We start from the raw sequence: 13,445 nt of genomic DNA on the forward strand, positions 1-13,445 counted from the left end.
CCACGCCGGGCGCGCCGATGACGGAGTACGCGTCGGCGCTGCCGGAGCGGTGCGGCGGGGGCTCAGTCGAGGTGGCTGAGTCCCGGCCACAGCTGCGCCCAGGTGCCGTGAGGCCGGCGGCACAGGTAAATCGCCGCGTGGTTCGTGGTTTCCTCGTCCGGGACGCCGCCGGGGGTGGTGACGGGCGCGATTTCGCGGACGTCGGACCAGAAGCGGCGCAGGTAGTCCGGACCCCACTCCCCCACGCACAGCACGGTGTCCGGGGTGCCGGCGGGCGGGCCCCACAGGAGATAACCGTTGTGGGCGCTGGAAACCGGCAGCCGAAGGCCCGCGTCGGGGCCGAGGAGGGTCAGGGCGCCGGCTTCGCCGTAGTTGCTGGTGAAGACGCTGGAGCCGGGCGGCAGGCTGTCGGCGACGGCCGTGACCTGGTCGACGAAGTCGGGCCAGCCGTAGGTCTCCACCAGCTGCGGGTTGACCGAGGCGAACACCCGTTCCGCGCTCACCGGCAGGACGGGCAGGCCGATCAGCACCGCGAACACCCCGGAGAAGCCGATCGCGATCCGCCAGCGCCGTGGGGTGACCGCGTTCCGCGTTTCGGCCCACACGCCGCCGGCGGCGAACAGGCCGATCAAGGCCGGCGCCGCGTAGTAGCTCTTGCCGCCGCCCGCGGTGAAGACGACCACGGCGGTCACCGCGACGACGAGCACCCACCGGTGCTCGCGGTTCCCGGCCAGCCACCGCACCCCGAAGATCCACAGGGCGATCAGCGGCGGGCCGGCGAGCACGAGCAGCAGCAGCGGCACGTTCGGCAGCGCCCCGAGCGGCCCGCCCTGCTCGGCCGAGAGCACGCCGGCCATGCGGAACTGCGCCCAGCTGTGCTGCGCGTTCCACACCACGTTGGGAGCGACCAGCACCGCGGCCAGCGCACCGGCCAGCCACGGCCCGGGGGTCCGCAACACGCCGCGACAGAACAGGGCCAGCCCCACGACGACCCCGAGCAGCAGCACCCCGACCGTGTACTTGTTCTCCAGCCCGGCCCCGGCCACCACGCCGGCCAGGAGCCACGCGCGGACGGTGCCCGACCGCAGCGCCCTCGCCACCGTGACGAACACCGCGGCCCAGGCCAGCTGGTCCGTCACCGTCGTGCCGAACAACATCGAGCCCGCGACGAACACGGGACACGCGGCGACCGCCGCGGCCGTGACGGTCTGGGCCCGAGCGCGACCGCCGAACTCGGCCGCCAGCTTGGCGGCCAGCAGGACACAGCCCAGCTGCGCGGCGATCGCGAGCAGCCGCAGGGGCAGCACGCCGCCGGGCAGGTCGGCGGCCAGCCGAGCCAGGAGCGGCGTCAGCGGCGGCTGGTCGGGATAGCCCCACGCGAGGTGGCGGCCGGAGACCACGTAGTAGAACTCGTCGCGGTGCCAGCCGAAGCGCGCCGCCACCGCCAGGTGCACGGCGCCGACGACGGCGACCACCACCAGGGTCGGGCGCCACGCCAGCCGCTCGGCTCGGGCGGCCGGTCTGTCGGTTTCGAGCTTTCCCGTGTCATGCATGGCTTCACGCCTTCCGGTCAGGACGAGGGGCAGGGCAGGAACGCGGCCAGGGCCAGCGGACGGACCGCGGCGCCGCAGACGTGGACGACCGGTCTGTCTATCGCGACCTTTCCCTTGTGGCGAAGGACATCTCGACCTTCCGGTCAGGACGAGGGACGGGGTACCAACGCGGCCAGCACGAGGTGGCGGACCGTGGCCCGGCAGGCGTCGTCGTCGAGGCGGGCGGAGTCGGGGTCGCCGAGGCGGTGCCAGGCGAACCACGCGACGGTCTCGACGATGAAGCGCGCCGCGGCCGGAACATCGGGGACGGCGTTCAGCGCGCCGGAGCGGATGCGCCGGGTGAGGTAGCCGGCGAGGGTGTCGAGCATGCCGCGGCGCCGCTGCACGAAGTAGTACTGGGCGAGCTCGGGCAGGTCGGCCGCGCATCGTTCGACCAGGGCGAGCAGGTGGCGGTTGCGTTCGATGAAGCCGTAGAGCTCGTCGACGATCGCGCCGAGTTCGTCGGCGACGGGCCGCTGCCTCCGGCGGGCGGACGCGGCCAGCGCGGGGAGGCCGCTGTCGTCGGTGGCCCAGCCGTCGATCAACGCGACGATCTCCTCCGGCGCCGGCGTGGGCACCGGGGTGGCCAGCGAGTCCAGCGCGTCCGGCCGGATCAACCGCAGTAAAGCCAGGTACAGCAACGCTTCCTTGCTCTTGGCGTAGGTGTAGACCGCGCCGTGGCTCAGGCCGAGAGCCGCTGACACGTCGGACACCCCGGCCGCCTGGTAGCCCTTCGCCACGAAAACCCGGGCCGCCGCCTCGGCGATCTCCCCCACCGGTCGCGCCGGCACTCTTCCTCGCACGTGCCCAGTATTGATTGACTGACTGAGTCAGTCAATCTCTGGACGCATTACGATGAGCGAGAACGAAGGAGGCCGTCCCATGACGACGAAGAGCCCGGTCGCGTTGGTGACCGGCGCGGCCGGAGGCATCGGTGCCGCCGTGTGCCGCGCGCTGGCCGGACAGGGACACCGCGTCGTGGTGCACGATTTCGGCAAATCCGAGGCGGGCGAGGATCTCGCCACGCAGCTTCCGGACGCTGTGTACGCCGACGGCGACATCTCCGACCCCGAGGTGGCGCCGAAGCTGGTGGCCGCGGCCGTCGAGCGGTGGGGCCGGCTCGACGTGGTCGTGAACAACGCCGGCATCGCGCGGCAGATCCCACACCGGGACCTCGACGCCGTGCCGGACGAGTGGTGGGATCAGGTCCTCCGCGTCAACCTGCTCGGCCCTTGGCACCTCTCACGCGCTGCCGCGCCCACCCTGCGAGCCACCCGCGGCGCGATCGTCAACGTGGCGTCGGTGGCCGGGCTCACCGTGAGCGGCAGCTCGATCCCTTACGCGGTCAGCAAAGCCGGCCTGATCCACCTGACCAAGCTGCTCGCGGTCGCGCTGGCGCCCGAGATCCGCGTCAACGCGATCGCCCCCGACTACCTCGACACCCCGCTCACCCACGACTGGACGGACCTGCGCGCCGCTGCCGGCGAGCGGGCACCACTGGGCCGCCTGGGCGCGCCCGAAGACGCGGCGGCGGCCGTGCTGAGCCTGCTGAACAGCCCGTACACGACCGGCGCCGTGCTGACCGTCGACGGTGGCCTGAACCTGACCTGACGGCTCAGGTCCGCCAGGTGATCAGCTCGTCCAGGGGCAGCTTCTGGCGCTTTCCCGCGCTGCCGCTCGGCGGCGCGTCCGGGTCTTCGGCGGAGTAGCCGAGCGTCAGGACGCCGGTCAGCAACACGTCGTCAGGGAAACCGGTGAGGGCGTGGACTGCCTCGAACTGAGCCCGCTCGCCCGGGCCGAAGAAGCCCGTGGCGAGGCCCTCGTCGGTGGCCGCGAGCTGCAGCAGCGACAGCAGCGCGCCGCTGTCGAACCACCAGTACGGGACTGTCCATTCGCCTTCCGCACCGTCGTCGTCGGTTTTGTCGGCTTCCTGGTAGCGCTCGTGGTAGGACGACTCCCGGATCCCGACGGCGATGTGCACGGGCGCCTCGGAGATCCACGCCGGAAGGCCGAGATCGAGGTACGGCTGCTCGGTGATCTCGGCGATCCGGGCGCGGACGTCGGGCGCCGTGATCACCGCGAGCCGATGCCCCTGACTGAAACCCGCACTCGGCGCGCGGCGGATCACACGCACCACGCGGCGCAGGACCTCTTCGGGCACGGGGTCGGGGCGGTAGGCCCGGACCATTCGCCGGTGGCGCAGAACCTCGGAGAACTCCATGCGATCAGCATGGCGCAAGATCCACCGCGGCCGTCGGAGTTTCGCGAATCGCCAAACCATGACACCCGAGCGGCCGGTTTCGGTCTCGACCGCCGCAAACTAGTGCCGCTTGGCGAACTGCTCATCAGGTAAGGAAAATTCCACCGCAACCGATTCCGAGCCGAACCATCGCCTCTCAGGGGCGATTTCGTTGTCGTTGAGCCATGATTTACCCACCAATTGACCGGCGCTTGACATGACGCGCTGTTGCCCCACTGCTACGCGCGTTGATGATCTGTGTCGCTTCCCACGGACTCTGTACACATGTCGTTGCTTGTTCTTAACCTGCTCGTGCTTTCGCGGTGACCTGCGATCCACCCCCGAGGATCAGCGGCCGGAAGCCACCGCAATACTCCGGCAGACGCGGCCCCTCCCCGGGCGCGGAGCCTGGCGCGCGGTGTGAAAACGAAGGAGCCCACCCCCGTGGGGCGACACAATAAACCCAGCCACACCAAAACCGTTCTGAAACGCACCGGCGTGACCGCGGCTCTTGCGGGCGCCGCGCTCGGCGGCATCGGCCTCGTCGGCGCCGGCCCGGCCAACGCCTTCCCCGGGCAGGCCGGACTGGTCAAGTGCGAGAGCTCCGGCAACCCGACCGCGGTCAACAACACCGCGGCCGGTCAGCGCGCCGGACGCCCGGCCGGTCTGTTCCAGATCGTGACCAAGACCTGGCTCGCGAACGGCGGCGGCCAGTTCGCCCCGACCGCGGACAAGGCCTCCCCCGCCCAGCAGCAGGTCGTCGCGGACCGGATCTACGCCAAGTCGGGTTCGGCGCCGTGGGAGTGCAGCACGGGCTCCGGCCCGGCCGGCTTCGGCTCGTTCTCGGGCCAGCTGAGCACCGGATCCGCCGACAGCGGCGCCGCCACCGGCCGCAGCAAGGCCAAGGCGGCCAAGCCCCAGGCGAAAACCAAGCTCAAGGCCAAGGCCAAGGCCAAGGCGAAGCCGCAGGTCAAGCAGCAGGTCAAGCCACAGGTCAAGCAGCAGGTAAAGAGCACGCCCGCCAGCGCGACGCGGTCGAACCCCAACGGCGACTACACCGTCGTCGCGGGCGACACCCTGTCGGGCATCGCGGCCCGCACCGGCGTCGCCGGTGGCTGGCAGCACCTGCAGCAGCTGAACTCGGCGTATGTCCCCGATGCCGACCTGATCCTGGTCGGGCAGAAGATCGCCACGAAGTGACCTCCGTCCGCGTCCGCGCCGCTTTCCCCCGGGCGCCGCGGACGCGGACGGCGAGCCACCGCGGATCCCCCGCCGCGGGTGCGCTCGGGCACCTTCGGCGAGTTCGCGGCGGAAGGCGCGCGGGGTAAGCGGGCTCTCGTTGTGGGAACACCGGCCCGCCTACCCCGCTCGTCCTCGCCCGCAGGCACGGCGCAGGACAATCACCCTCATCGACGGCATGATCACCGCGGCCCGGGAAGCCGGCCACCTCCTCGCCGCCCGCCGGCCCCGACCACCTTCGCCGAATTCCGCCAGACCTTCGACGCACTGGAAAACTCGGCCGAGGGCGCACTCCGCGCGAGCCACGCTGCGCCCCGGTGCGGCATGGGCCGACGAGATCGACATCACCGTCCCGCCCGGCGAACAGCGCCGGGGTCGTCGACCTGGCCGACGGCGCCGTCCAGTACCCGCGCGGCTTGCCGTACTGGTGCGTGAGCATCACCTGGGCCGAGGACGCCATACCGGTCGCCGCCGTGGTTCACAGCCACGTCCGCGGTGAGATCTACCGCGCGGTGACCGGCCTTGGCGCGCTCCTCTACGGCGAGTGCCTCATCCCGTCCACCACGGCCGAGCTCCCGGTCACGCTCGTCGGCTCCAGCCAGCCGCCCTTCGTCACCAGCCAGCCGAACGCCGCCGAGCAGACCGGCCATTCACTTCCGGCCGTCGTCCCCACGTCGGCGCGGTCCGCAACCTGGGCCCGACCTCCCTGCAGATCGGCAGACGTCGCTGCCGGACGCATGGACGGCTTCCGGCTCTACGACCGCGACGCCGGCAATCTCCTCGGCGCGAGCCTCATCGCCCGCGAGCCCGGCGGGCTCGTCAGCGATGCCGACGGCAACCCTTGGCACCCGCGGGCCACCTCGTTCCTCGCCGCGCCCGCCCAGCTCCACGCGCCCGCCTGGACAGGCTGAAAAACGCCTGATCACCGTCCGCCGCCCTCAGCCGATGGGCCCACCGATCAACCGGCCGATACCGTAGGTGACGGCGACGGCGAGCCCGCCGAGAACGAACTGTCGCAGTCCGGAGTGGACCCACGGCCGTCCGGTCAGCCTGCCGACCGTCATCCCTCCGGCCAGCAGCGCGACCGCCGTCAGGATCAGCGACACGACCAGCGTGCTCGCCCCGAACAGGTACGGCAGCAACGGAAGCAGCGCACCGATCGAGAACGCGACGAACGACGCGCCACCCGCCAGCAGCGCGGACGGCAGCTCCTGCGGATCGACGCCGAGCTCCTCCCGCGTGTGCAGCCGCAGCGCCTGGTCGGGGTCGCGCGCGACGGCTTCGGCCATGCGGCGGGCGGTGTCGTCGTCGGCACCGTAGGAGACGAAGCGGGTGACCAGCTCCTCATGTTCTTGTTGCGGGAAGCGCGCGTGCATGTCGGCTTCGAGCGCGACCTCGGCGTGCACGAGCTCGTTCTGGTTGGTCACCGACACGTACTCGCCCGCGCCCATCGAGAACGCCCCGGCGACCAGCCCCGCCAGCCCGGTGAGCACGATCGTGTGCGGCGCGACGCCACTGCCGCCGACACCCGCGATGAGGGCCGCGTTGGTGACCAGGCCGTCCACCGCACCGAACACGGTCGGGCGGAGCCAGCCGCCGGAGACGTCGCGGTGGCGGTGGGCCCAGCCGGTGGTCGCGGCCCGGTGACGGTCGGGGTCGGGGTGTTCACTCATGCCCCGATTCTCACCGGGGCGGTCCACGGCCGCCCACCGGAACCCGGCCGGGAACACCGGCCCGGCCACCGCGGCAGCGAGGTCTGGGGCCCGGACTGACCGAGCGCTCACCCCGGGCGGGAGCGAGCGCCCGCGCGGCTCAGCCGGCCAGCGACGCCTGCACGGTGATTTCGGGAACGCCCGCCAGCGCGCGGCTGACCGGGCAACCCGCCTTCGCCTGCGCGGCGTACTCGCGGAACTGCTCCTCGTCGACGCCCGGCACGCGGCCCTGCGTCACGAGCTCGATCTTGATGATCGTCGGCGCGCCGTCGACCGGACGCAGGGTGACCGAGGCGTCCGTTTCGATCGTTTCGGCCGGGAAACCGGCGCCGGCGAGCGTGCTGGCCAGTGCCATCGAGAAGCATGACGCGTGCGCCGCGGCGATGAGCTGCTCCGGGTTGGACCCGGGGCCGTCCTCGAAGCGCGACTTGTACGTCACGCCCCCGCTGATGCTGCCTCCGCCGGCGGTGAACTGCCCGGACCCGGTGGGGATGTCGCCGTTCCAGTTCGCGTGCGCCTTCGAGACGGGCATGCGTCCTCCAGAATCGTCAGGGTGTCTGGTTGCCCGGCCGAGCCGGGCAACCAGAGTCAATCAGGGTCGGACCGCGTTCGCCAAAGTTCCGGCTGCCCCGGCCCGAGGTCCGCCTAGGCTGAGCGAGGTGCAGCCCGCCTGCAGAGGAGACCGGCCATGCGCGCGATCGTCGTGCTGTTCGACACGCTCAACCGCCGGTACCTGCCGCCCTACGGGGCGACCGATGTGCTCGCGCCGCAATTCGAGCGGCTGGCCGAGGCGGCCGTGACGTTCGACAACTGCTACGCGGGCAGCATGCCGTGCATGCCGGCGCGCCGCGAGCTGCACACGGGCCGGTACAACTTCCTGCACCGGTCGTGGGGTCCGCTGGAGCCGTTCGACGACTCGGTGCCCGAACTGCTCTCGCGCACCGGCGTCCACACCCACCTCGTCACGGATCACCAGCACTACTGGGAAGACGGCGGCGCGACCTACCACAACCGCTTCGACACCTACGAGTTCTTCCGCGGTCAGGAAGGCGACCGCTGGAAGGGCCAGGTGGCCGATCCCGAGATGCCGGAACCGGCGGTCGCGGGGCGACGGGCTTCGGCGATGCTGCGCCAGCACTGGGTGAACCGGCGGCATTTCCTCGAACCCGGACAGCACCCGCAGACACTCACCGTCGACGCCGGGCTGGAGTTCCTCGGGACCAACGCGGGCCAGCAGGACTGGTTCCTCCAGGTCGAGTGCTTCGACCCGCACGAACCGTTCGTCGCCACCGAGGACCACCGTGCGCGGTACGCCCTCGACCACGAAGGCCCGAAGTACGACTGGCCCGGTTACCGCCGGGTCACCGAACAACCCGGCGACACGCTGAAGGTCCGCGACGAGTACCGCGCCCTGCTGTCCATGTGCGACAGTTCCCTCGGCCGTGTGCTCGACGCGATGGACGCCCACGCGCTGTGGGACGACACCCTCCTCATCGTCGGCACCGACCACGGCCTGCTGCTCGGCGAGCACGGCTGGTGGGGGAAGAACGTGCAACCCTGGTACGACGAGAACATTCACACCCCGTTGTTCGTCTGGGACCCGCGCACCGGCGCGCGCGGCGAGCGCCGGACCGAGCTCGTGCAGACCGTCGACTTCGGACCGACGCTGCTCGACTTCTTCGGTGTGCCGAGGCCCGACGACATGCAAGGCCTCCCGCTGACGGGCCCGACCACGCGGGAAGCCTGCCTGTTCGGCAGCTTCGGCGCGCACGTCAACGTCACCGACGGCCGATACGTCTACCTGCGCGCGTCCGCCACCCCCGCCAACGAACCGCTGTTCGAGCACACGCTCATGCCCACGCACATGAACAACCGCTTCTCCGCCGCCGAACTGCGCGACGCCGAGCTCGTCCCGCCCCTGCCCTTCACCAAGGGCGCACCGGTGCTGCGCATGCCCGGCTACGTCTGGGGAGACCCGCACGCGTTCGGCACCCTGCTGTTCGACCTCGAAACCGACCCCGGCCAGGCCGACCCCCTCGTCGACGACGACCTCGAGCTCGCGATGGCCACCCACCTCGTCGAGCTCATGCGAGCCGCCGACGCGCCCGCGTCCCAGTTCGAGCGCCTCGGCCTGCCCGCCGACGGCCCCGTGACGCGCGAACACCTGCTCGCCCGCGCCCAACGCGAGAACGCCCTCGCCGTCCTCGAGGACCTCCCACCGGCGACCGAGTTCAGCTCCGCCGTCCTGACCCCGATCGGCGAGCTGGCCCCGGCCGCGCGCGAGATCCTCGTGCGCCACCTGCCCATGCTCGCCAACGCCGACTTCGCCGCCTCGATCGCGACGCTGTCGGTGTGGGAACTGGCCGCCACGACCCCCAGCCTCACCGCCCGAATCCTGCGCTCACTCGACGCCCGGCTGTCGCAGCCCAGGCCAGAACGAAGCCCAGCGTCGCCAGATCCTGCAGCACCGTCCGTGCTGCGGCGCTGACCAGGATCGCCACATCCGTAGCGGGAGCACCGGCGGGGGATGCCCCCAGCGCAACGGCCGGCCGGAGCAGGTGTTCTGCGACAGCGACCCGTGGTGGTCGTGACATCATCAGGGCCGCGATGATCGCAAGCGGGAAGGGCGGCCGGTGGACTACGAGCGCGCTGTCGGTGAGGTCTGGGCGGCCACGCGGCCCCACATCGGGGCCGGGAAGGTGGCGGACTACATCCCCGACCTGATCTGCGTGGACCCCGGCCAGTTCGGGTTCGCGGTGGCGACCGTCGACGGCGAGCTGCATCAGGTGGGCGACGCGGAGGTGCCGTTCTCGATCCAGAGCATCTCGAAGGCTTTCGCACTCGCCCACGTGCTCGGGCGCGACGACGCGTCGATCTGGCGGCGCGTGAACCGCGAGCCGTCCGGTACGCGGTTCAACTCGCTGATCCAGCTGGAGATCGAACGCGGCGTGCCGCGCAACCCGTTCATCAACGCGGGCGCGCTGCTGGTGACCGACCAGCTCCTCGCGGACACCGGCGACGCCTGCGGTGCGCTGTGCGCGTTCCTCGCCGCGGAGACCGGGAACCCCGATCTCACCTACGACCCGGCGATGGCCGAGTCCGAGACGCGCACGGGGAACCGCAACCGTTCGCTGGCCTACCTGATGGCCGATTTCGGCAACGTCCTCAACCCCGTCGACGAGATGCTCGACCACTACTTCCGGCAGTGCTCGATCATGGCCTCGTGCGTCGAGCTCGCCCGCGCGGGGCTGGTCCTGGCGCGCCACGGCGTCCGCCGCGACGGCACGCGCCTGCTGTCCAAGCAGGACGCCCGGCGCATCAACGCGATCATGCTCACCTGCGGCACCTACGACGCCGCCGGCGAGTTCGCGTACCGCGTGGGCCTGCCGTGCAAAAGCGGCGTCGGCGGCGGGATCCTCGCGATCGTGCCGGACCGCTGCGCGGTCGCGGCGTGGGGGCCGGGGCTCGACGAGAAGGGCAACTCCGTGTCCGCGGCAATGGCGCTCGAGACGTTCGGGAACGTCACGGGACTCAGCATCTTCTGATGCGTCCGCTCAGGACTTCAGCGCGGCCGCCACCAGCAACCGCAGCTGCGGCACGACTTCCTGCTCGAACCACGGGTTGCGCAGGTGCCACCCGACGTTCAGCGGCGACGGGTGCACGAGCGGGATCGTCGACGGCAGGTAGTCCCGGAACGAGCGGACGGTCTCCGTGAGGCTCCACCCGCGCCCGGCGTGCAGGTAGTGCTTCTGCGCGTAACTGCCGACGAGCACCGTCAACCGGATCTCGGGCAGCTCGGCGAAAATCCGCGGGTGCCACTTCCGGGCCACCCCGCGGCGCGGCGGCGCGTCACCGGAGGCCGCCTTGCCGGGGTAGAAGAAGTCCATCGGCACGATCGCGAACAGCCCGGGATCGTAGAACTCCTCGTCGGTCACCCCCAGCCAGCTGCGCAGCTTCACCCCGCTGGCGTCGTTCCAGGGGATTCCGCTCTCCTGCGCCTTCCGCCCGGGCGCCTGCCCGATGAGCGCCACCTTCGCCGACGGCTCCGCGGCGTAGACAGGCTCGTAGCCGGCTTCCTTCGCCCACGCGTTGTCCGGGTCGGCGATGAGTTCGGCGCGGATCCGGTCGAGGTTCGTCATGGTCCGACGAGAATATCCGGGCGCCTCACGCGGGCCAGAGCTGGATCAGCCAGCGTTCGACACCCTCGGCGAACGTCCCTTCGCCCAACTCCGCCGTCGCGGCGCGGCCGCCCTCGTGCACCCGCGCGTGGTGCGGACCGGGCCGGCTCAGGGTAAGCACGTCGGGTGACAGGGCGGCGGTGACGGACTGCAGGCGCACCTGATCGGCCAGGTCGCAGGCGACCGTGACCACCTGGTCCCACTCGCCGGGCGCGGCCGGCGGCTCGGTGTCCCACAGCTCCACCCGCACGGCCGGGTCGTGGTCGTTCCCGGCGCTGTGCAGCAGCAGCCCCCCGGCCCCGCCCAGGACGAGCCAGTCGCCGCGCGGCTCCCCCACAGTCAGCGCGGTGCGGCTCATCGGGATTTCCTGCAGCACGAACTGTCCGTACTCGACCGTGATGCTGCTGTCGATCGCGGCCAGCAGTTGCGACATCGGCGGGTCCCCCCGGGTGTGGCGATCCCGGGATCATAGCGAGGCCGACGCGTTGATCGACTCACCCGGCGAAGGAGCGGACACGCCATCGGCCACGGGCTGTTCCTCTCGCTGGTGAAGATGCCACCGGACCACGAGCTCGGCCCCCACGGCCACGAGACCTGGGTCTCGGTGTTCGTGGTCGACGGCGTGCTCAAGTGGGCAGGCGGCGGGGAGCGCGAGCTCGGCGCGGGCGACTTCTCCTTCGTGCAGCTCGGTGAAGAGCACGTCGAGACTTCGCTCGAGACGACGACGGTGCTGATCATCAAGACCGAGCCCGACGTCCAGTGCCCATCGACGGGAACGGCGGCCGCCTGCGACAGTCCTGAGTGGACTGCCCCGGGCCGCCCACCGGGGGTCAGCGTCGGTCGGCCGAGAGGTAGGCGTTGGACGGAGGCAGGAACGCCAGAGCCAGCGCGACCACCGCCGCGGCGGCGCTGAGGTAGCCGAGGACGGTGCCGCCGCGGCCGGCGACAAGGGTGGCGATCTGCAGCAGGACCAGGATCGTCAGCGTGACCCGCGCCCAGTTGCGGCCTGCCTTCAGTTTTGACCGCCAGCCACAGGTAGATCAGCGCGATGACGACGGCGATCGCGACCGCGACCCACAGGCCGACGTTCGCCGCCTGGTTGATCTGTGGCTCGGTGAGCCGGCCGCGGTCGGCGTTTCTGATCGCGTCGACGATCGTCTGCTTGTTCGCGACGAGCACGACCGCGCCGACGACCGCGACGACGGTCGACGCGAGGTAATGCCAGAAGGCTCCGAGGACGGTGGCGGGAGCCCGGTTGTCGTATTCGGTCATGACCCGGACCCTAAAGGCCATTTTCCTTGCCGCACAACGGAAAGATTCCACAGCATGAAGTTCGTACCTGCGAACGAGGGCAACCGCCGCGGCCCTCGTTCGCAGGTACGAGTCCGGCCCTGCGAAGGAGCCGGCAACCACCAGCGGAGCAGAGTTCGGTCGCGCGTCCTGGTGTCGATCCAGGCGATCCGGGGATATGAGCCCCGGCCGGCCACTGGGCCCCGCGCGTCGCGGTGTGCCGCGGCGCCCCCGGCAGGAGTCGAACCTGCGTTCCCGGCTTCGGACGCCGGAGTCGTGTCCGTTGGACCACGAGGGCTTCGCCGGCTTCGCGCCGGCGCGTTGCGGAGGATGCAGGAGTCGAACCCACGCGGGTGCTCAGCACACCCGACCACCGTTTTCGAAACGGCTGCCTTACCACTCGGCCAATCCTCCCTGGCCCGGCGGCACCCGGGTGCCGCCGTTGTGCGCGGAGGGCGCGCGGATCGAACGCGCGCCGCGACAGCACGTCCCGGACTACGGATGAACAATCCTTGCCACTCGGCCGGCCCTCCTTGTCCTGCGGTGCTCCGCCGCCCGTCGAGGATTCGAACCTCGGTTGCCGGCTCCAGAGTCCGGAGTCCTGTCGGTTGGACGAACGGGCATCGCGTGGTGCTCCCGGGCCAGGGCTCGAACCTGGCTCTGCGGAACCAAAGTCCGCCGTGTTGCCGGATACACCACCCGGGAATACGTGCCCTCGCCAGGAGTCGAACCTGGACGGTCCGGATCCTGGGTCCGGTGCCTCTGCCGGTGGGGCCACGAGGGCGCGGGTCCCTCGCGCGGGGACTCGTCCTCGGTGGAGCTGCGTGCGGTTGCGGGGATTCGAACCCCGACCGGCCTGGCGCTGGGCCAGGTGCCCCTGCCGGTGGGGCTACAACCGCGTAGCGCGTGCGGGAGTCGAACCCGCGTCTTCGGCTTGAGGGGCCGGTGTCCGTTCCGCTGGACCAACGCGCCGTGCCGTTACTGTCTTCGACGGTCTTGGGATCGAACTCAGTCGAGTGCCCGCGAGTCGAACGCGGTGTCTTCCGCTCCCGAAGCGGATGGGTTCCCGTCTCCCCCGCACTCGTCGGCCCGGCACCCCCCTCGGGTGCCGGGCGCGCGCTCACGACGGGACTCGAACCCGCGATCGGCTCCTCGACAAGGAGCAGCCCTCGCCACTGGGCCACGTGAGCCTGAA

13 protein-coding genes and 8 tRNA genes are annotated in these 13,445 nt (G+C 71.1%); 6 read left to right on the top strand and 15 right to left on the bottom strand.

What is annotated here, in order from left to right:
• Positions 1–62 precede the first annotated feature (62 nt).
• Together AB0F91_RS32665 and AB0F91_RS32670 are read right to left on the bottom strand one after the other, a co-directional pair.
• Entirely contained in the window at positions 63–1,553 is a 1,491-nt protein-coding gene (locus AB0F91_RS32665) for a glycosyltransferase family 39 protein (protein ID WP_360603790.1), read from the bottom strand.
• Positions 1,554–1,696: 143 nt separating this feature from the next.
• Positions 1,697–2,383 (bottom strand): helix-turn-helix domain-containing protein, encoded by a 687-nt coding sequence (locus AB0F91_RS32670; RefSeq protein WP_360603792.1) that lies wholly within the window; start codon positions 2,381–2,383, stop codon positions 1,697–1,699.
• A 91-nt stretch (positions 2,384–2,474) separates the two neighbouring features.
• Between AB0F91_RS32670 and AB0F91_RS32675 the strand changes: the two genes are divergently transcribed.
• Positions 2,475–3,203, top strand: a complete 729-nt coding sequence (locus tag AB0F91_RS32675; RefSeq protein ID WP_360603794.1) for an SDR family oxidoreductase — start codon at positions 2,475–2,477, stop codon at positions 3,201–3,203.
• Between the two features lie 4 nt (positions 3,204–3,207).
• On the opposite strand, the gene AB0F91_RS32680 is transcribed toward AB0F91_RS32675, so the two are convergent.
• On the bottom strand, positions 3,208–3,813 hold the full coding sequence (locus AB0F91_RS32680; RefSeq protein WP_360603796.1) for a nitroreductase family protein: 606 nt from the start codon (positions 3,811–3,813) through the stop codon (positions 3,208–3,210).
• Positions 3,814–4,329: 516 nt separating this feature from the next.
• On the opposite strand from AB0F91_RS32680, the gene AB0F91_RS32685 reads away from it, so the two are divergent.
• Positions 4,330–5,031 (top strand): transglycosylase family protein, encoded by a 702-nt coding sequence (locus tag AB0F91_RS32685; protein ID WP_360603798.1) that lies wholly within the window; start codon positions 4,330–4,332, stop codon positions 5,029–5,031.
• A gap of 470 nt (positions 5,032–5,501) precedes the next feature.
• Positions 5,502–5,981: an inositol monophosphatase family protein gene (locus tag AB0F91_RS32690; RefSeq protein WP_360603800.1), complete on the top strand. Its 480-nt coding sequence runs from the start codon at positions 5,502–5,504 to the stop codon at positions 5,979–5,981.
• Between the two features lie 27 nt (positions 5,982–6,008).
• Here the strand turns inward: AB0F91_RS32690 and AB0F91_RS32695 are convergent, their stop codons facing one another.
• Both AB0F91_RS32695 and AB0F91_RS32700 read right to left on the bottom strand, forming a co-directional pair.
• Positions 6,009–6,743 (bottom strand): VIT1/CCC1 transporter family protein, encoded by a 735-nt coding sequence (locus AB0F91_RS32695; RefSeq protein ID WP_360603802.1) that lies wholly within the window; start codon positions 6,741–6,743, stop codon positions 6,009–6,011.
• A 139-nt stretch (positions 6,744–6,882) separates the two neighbouring features.
• Positions 6,883–7,314, bottom strand: a complete 432-nt coding sequence (locus tag AB0F91_RS32700) for an OsmC family peroxiredoxin (protein WP_360603804.1) — start codon at positions 7,312–7,314, stop codon at positions 6,883–6,885.
• A 156-nt stretch (positions 7,315–7,470) separates the two neighbouring features.
• Here AB0F91_RS32700 and AB0F91_RS32705 point away from each other — a divergent pair, with 156 nt between their 5' ends.
• Together AB0F91_RS32705 and AB0F91_RS32710 are read left to right on the top strand one after the other, a co-directional pair.
• Complete coding sequence (locus tag AB0F91_RS32705; RefSeq protein ID WP_360603806.1) at positions 7,471–9,270, top strand: sulfatase-like hydrolase/transferase; 1,800 nt, start codon at positions 7,471–7,473, stop codon at positions 9,268–9,270.
• Positions 9,271–9,415: 145 nt separating this feature from the next.
• A complete protein-coding gene (locus tag AB0F91_RS32710) occupies positions 9,416–10,327 on the top strand; it encodes a glutaminase (protein ID WP_360603808.1) in 912 nt (303 codons plus the stop codon).
• A gap of 9 nt (positions 10,328–10,336) precedes the next feature.
• Here the strand turns inward: AB0F91_RS32710 and AB0F91_RS32715 are convergent, their stop codons facing one another.
• Together AB0F91_RS32715 and AB0F91_RS32720 are read right to left on the bottom strand one after the other, a co-directional pair.
• Positions 10,337–10,921, bottom strand: coding sequence for a uracil-DNA glycosylase family protein (locus tag AB0F91_RS32715; RefSeq protein WP_360603810.1), 585 nt, complete (start codon positions 10,919–10,921; stop codon positions 10,337–10,339).
• Positions 10,922–10,946: 25 nt separating this feature from the next.
• Positions 10,947–11,393, bottom strand: a complete 447-nt coding sequence (locus AB0F91_RS32720; protein WP_360603812.1) for a hypothetical protein — start codon at positions 11,391–11,393, stop codon at positions 10,947–10,949.
• 114 nt (positions 11,394–11,507) lie between these two features.
• Between AB0F91_RS32720 and AB0F91_RS32725 the strand changes: the two genes are divergently transcribed.
• The gene (locus AB0F91_RS32725) at positions 11,508–11,873 is read left to right on the top strand and encodes a hypothetical protein (RefSeq protein ID WP_360603814.1); all 366 of its coding nucleotides are present in this window, start codon (positions 11,508–11,510) and stop codon (positions 11,871–11,873) included.
• 603 nt (positions 11,874–12,476) lie between these two features.
• On the opposite strand, the gene AB0F91_RS32730 is transcribed toward AB0F91_RS32725, so the two are convergent.
• From AB0F91_RS32730 to AB0F91_RS32765, 8 genes are all read right to left on the bottom strand, one after another.
• Positions 12,477–12,548, bottom strand: a tRNA-Arg gene (locus tag AB0F91_RS32730).
• A 26-nt stretch (positions 12,549–12,574) separates the two neighbouring features.
• Positions 12,575–12,664: transfer RNA gene (locus AB0F91_RS32735), tRNA-Ser, on the bottom strand.
• Positions 12,665–12,801: 137 nt separating this feature from the next.
• Positions 12,802–12,873: transfer RNA gene (locus tag AB0F91_RS32740), tRNA-Gln, on the bottom strand.
• Between the two features lie 10 nt (positions 12,874–12,883).
• A tRNA-Gln gene (locus tag AB0F91_RS32745) sits at positions 12,884–12,955 on the bottom strand.
• Between the two features lie 5 nt (positions 12,956–12,960).
• Positions 12,961–13,034: transfer RNA gene (locus AB0F91_RS32750), tRNA-Leu, on the bottom strand.
• A gap of 41 nt (positions 13,035–13,075) precedes the next feature.
• A tRNA-Leu gene (locus AB0F91_RS32755) sits at positions 13,076–13,149 on the bottom strand.
• Position 13,150: 1 nt separating this feature from the next.
• Positions 13,151–13,222: transfer RNA gene (locus tag AB0F91_RS32760), tRNA-Glu, on the bottom strand.
• 145 nt (positions 13,223–13,367) lie between these two features.
• Positions 13,368–13,440: transfer RNA gene (locus AB0F91_RS32765), tRNA-Asp, on the bottom strand.
• Positions 13,441–13,445 lie beyond the last annotated feature (5 nt).

The sequence above is a fragment of the Amycolatopsis sp. NPDC023774 genome (assembly GCF_040639695.1).
In the GTDB taxonomy this organism is placed as follows: domain Bacteria; phylum Actinomycetota; class Actinomycetes; order Mycobacteriales; family Pseudonocardiaceae; genus Amycolatopsis.

Bases quoted from the DNA above. Each gene is read 5' to 3' on its own strand.
- AB0F91_RS32665 (WP_360603790.1), bottom strand. From the start codon at position 1,553: ATGCATGACACGGGAAAGCTCGAAACCGACAGACCGGCCGCCCGAGCC.
- AB0F91_RS32675 (WP_360603794.1), top strand. From the start codon at position 2,475: ATGACGACGAAGAGCCCGGTCGCGTTGGTGACCGGCGCGGCCGGAGGC.
- AB0F91_RS32680 (WP_360603796.1), bottom strand. From the start codon at position 3,813: ATGGAGTTCTCCGAGGTTCTGCGCCACCGGCGAATGGTCCGGGCCTAC.
- AB0F91_RS32695 (WP_360603802.1), bottom strand. From the start codon at position 6,743: ATGAGTGAACACCCCGACCCCGACCGTCACCGGGCCGCGACCACCGGC.
- AB0F91_RS32700 (WP_360603804.1), bottom strand. From the start codon at position 7,314: ATGCCCGTCTCGAAGGCGCACGCGAACTGGAACGGCGACATCCCCACC.
- AB0F91_RS32705 (WP_360603806.1), top strand. From the start codon at position 7,471: ATGCGCGCGATCGTCGTGCTGTTCGACACGCTCAACCGCCGGTACCTG.
- AB0F91_RS32715 (WP_360603810.1), bottom strand. From the start codon at position 10,921: ATGACGAACCTCGACCGGATCCGCGCCGAACTCATCGCCGACCCGGAC.
- AB0F91_RS32720 (WP_360603812.1), bottom strand. From the start codon at position 11,393: ATGTCGCAACTGCTGGCCGCGATCGACAGCAGCATCACGGTCGAGTAC.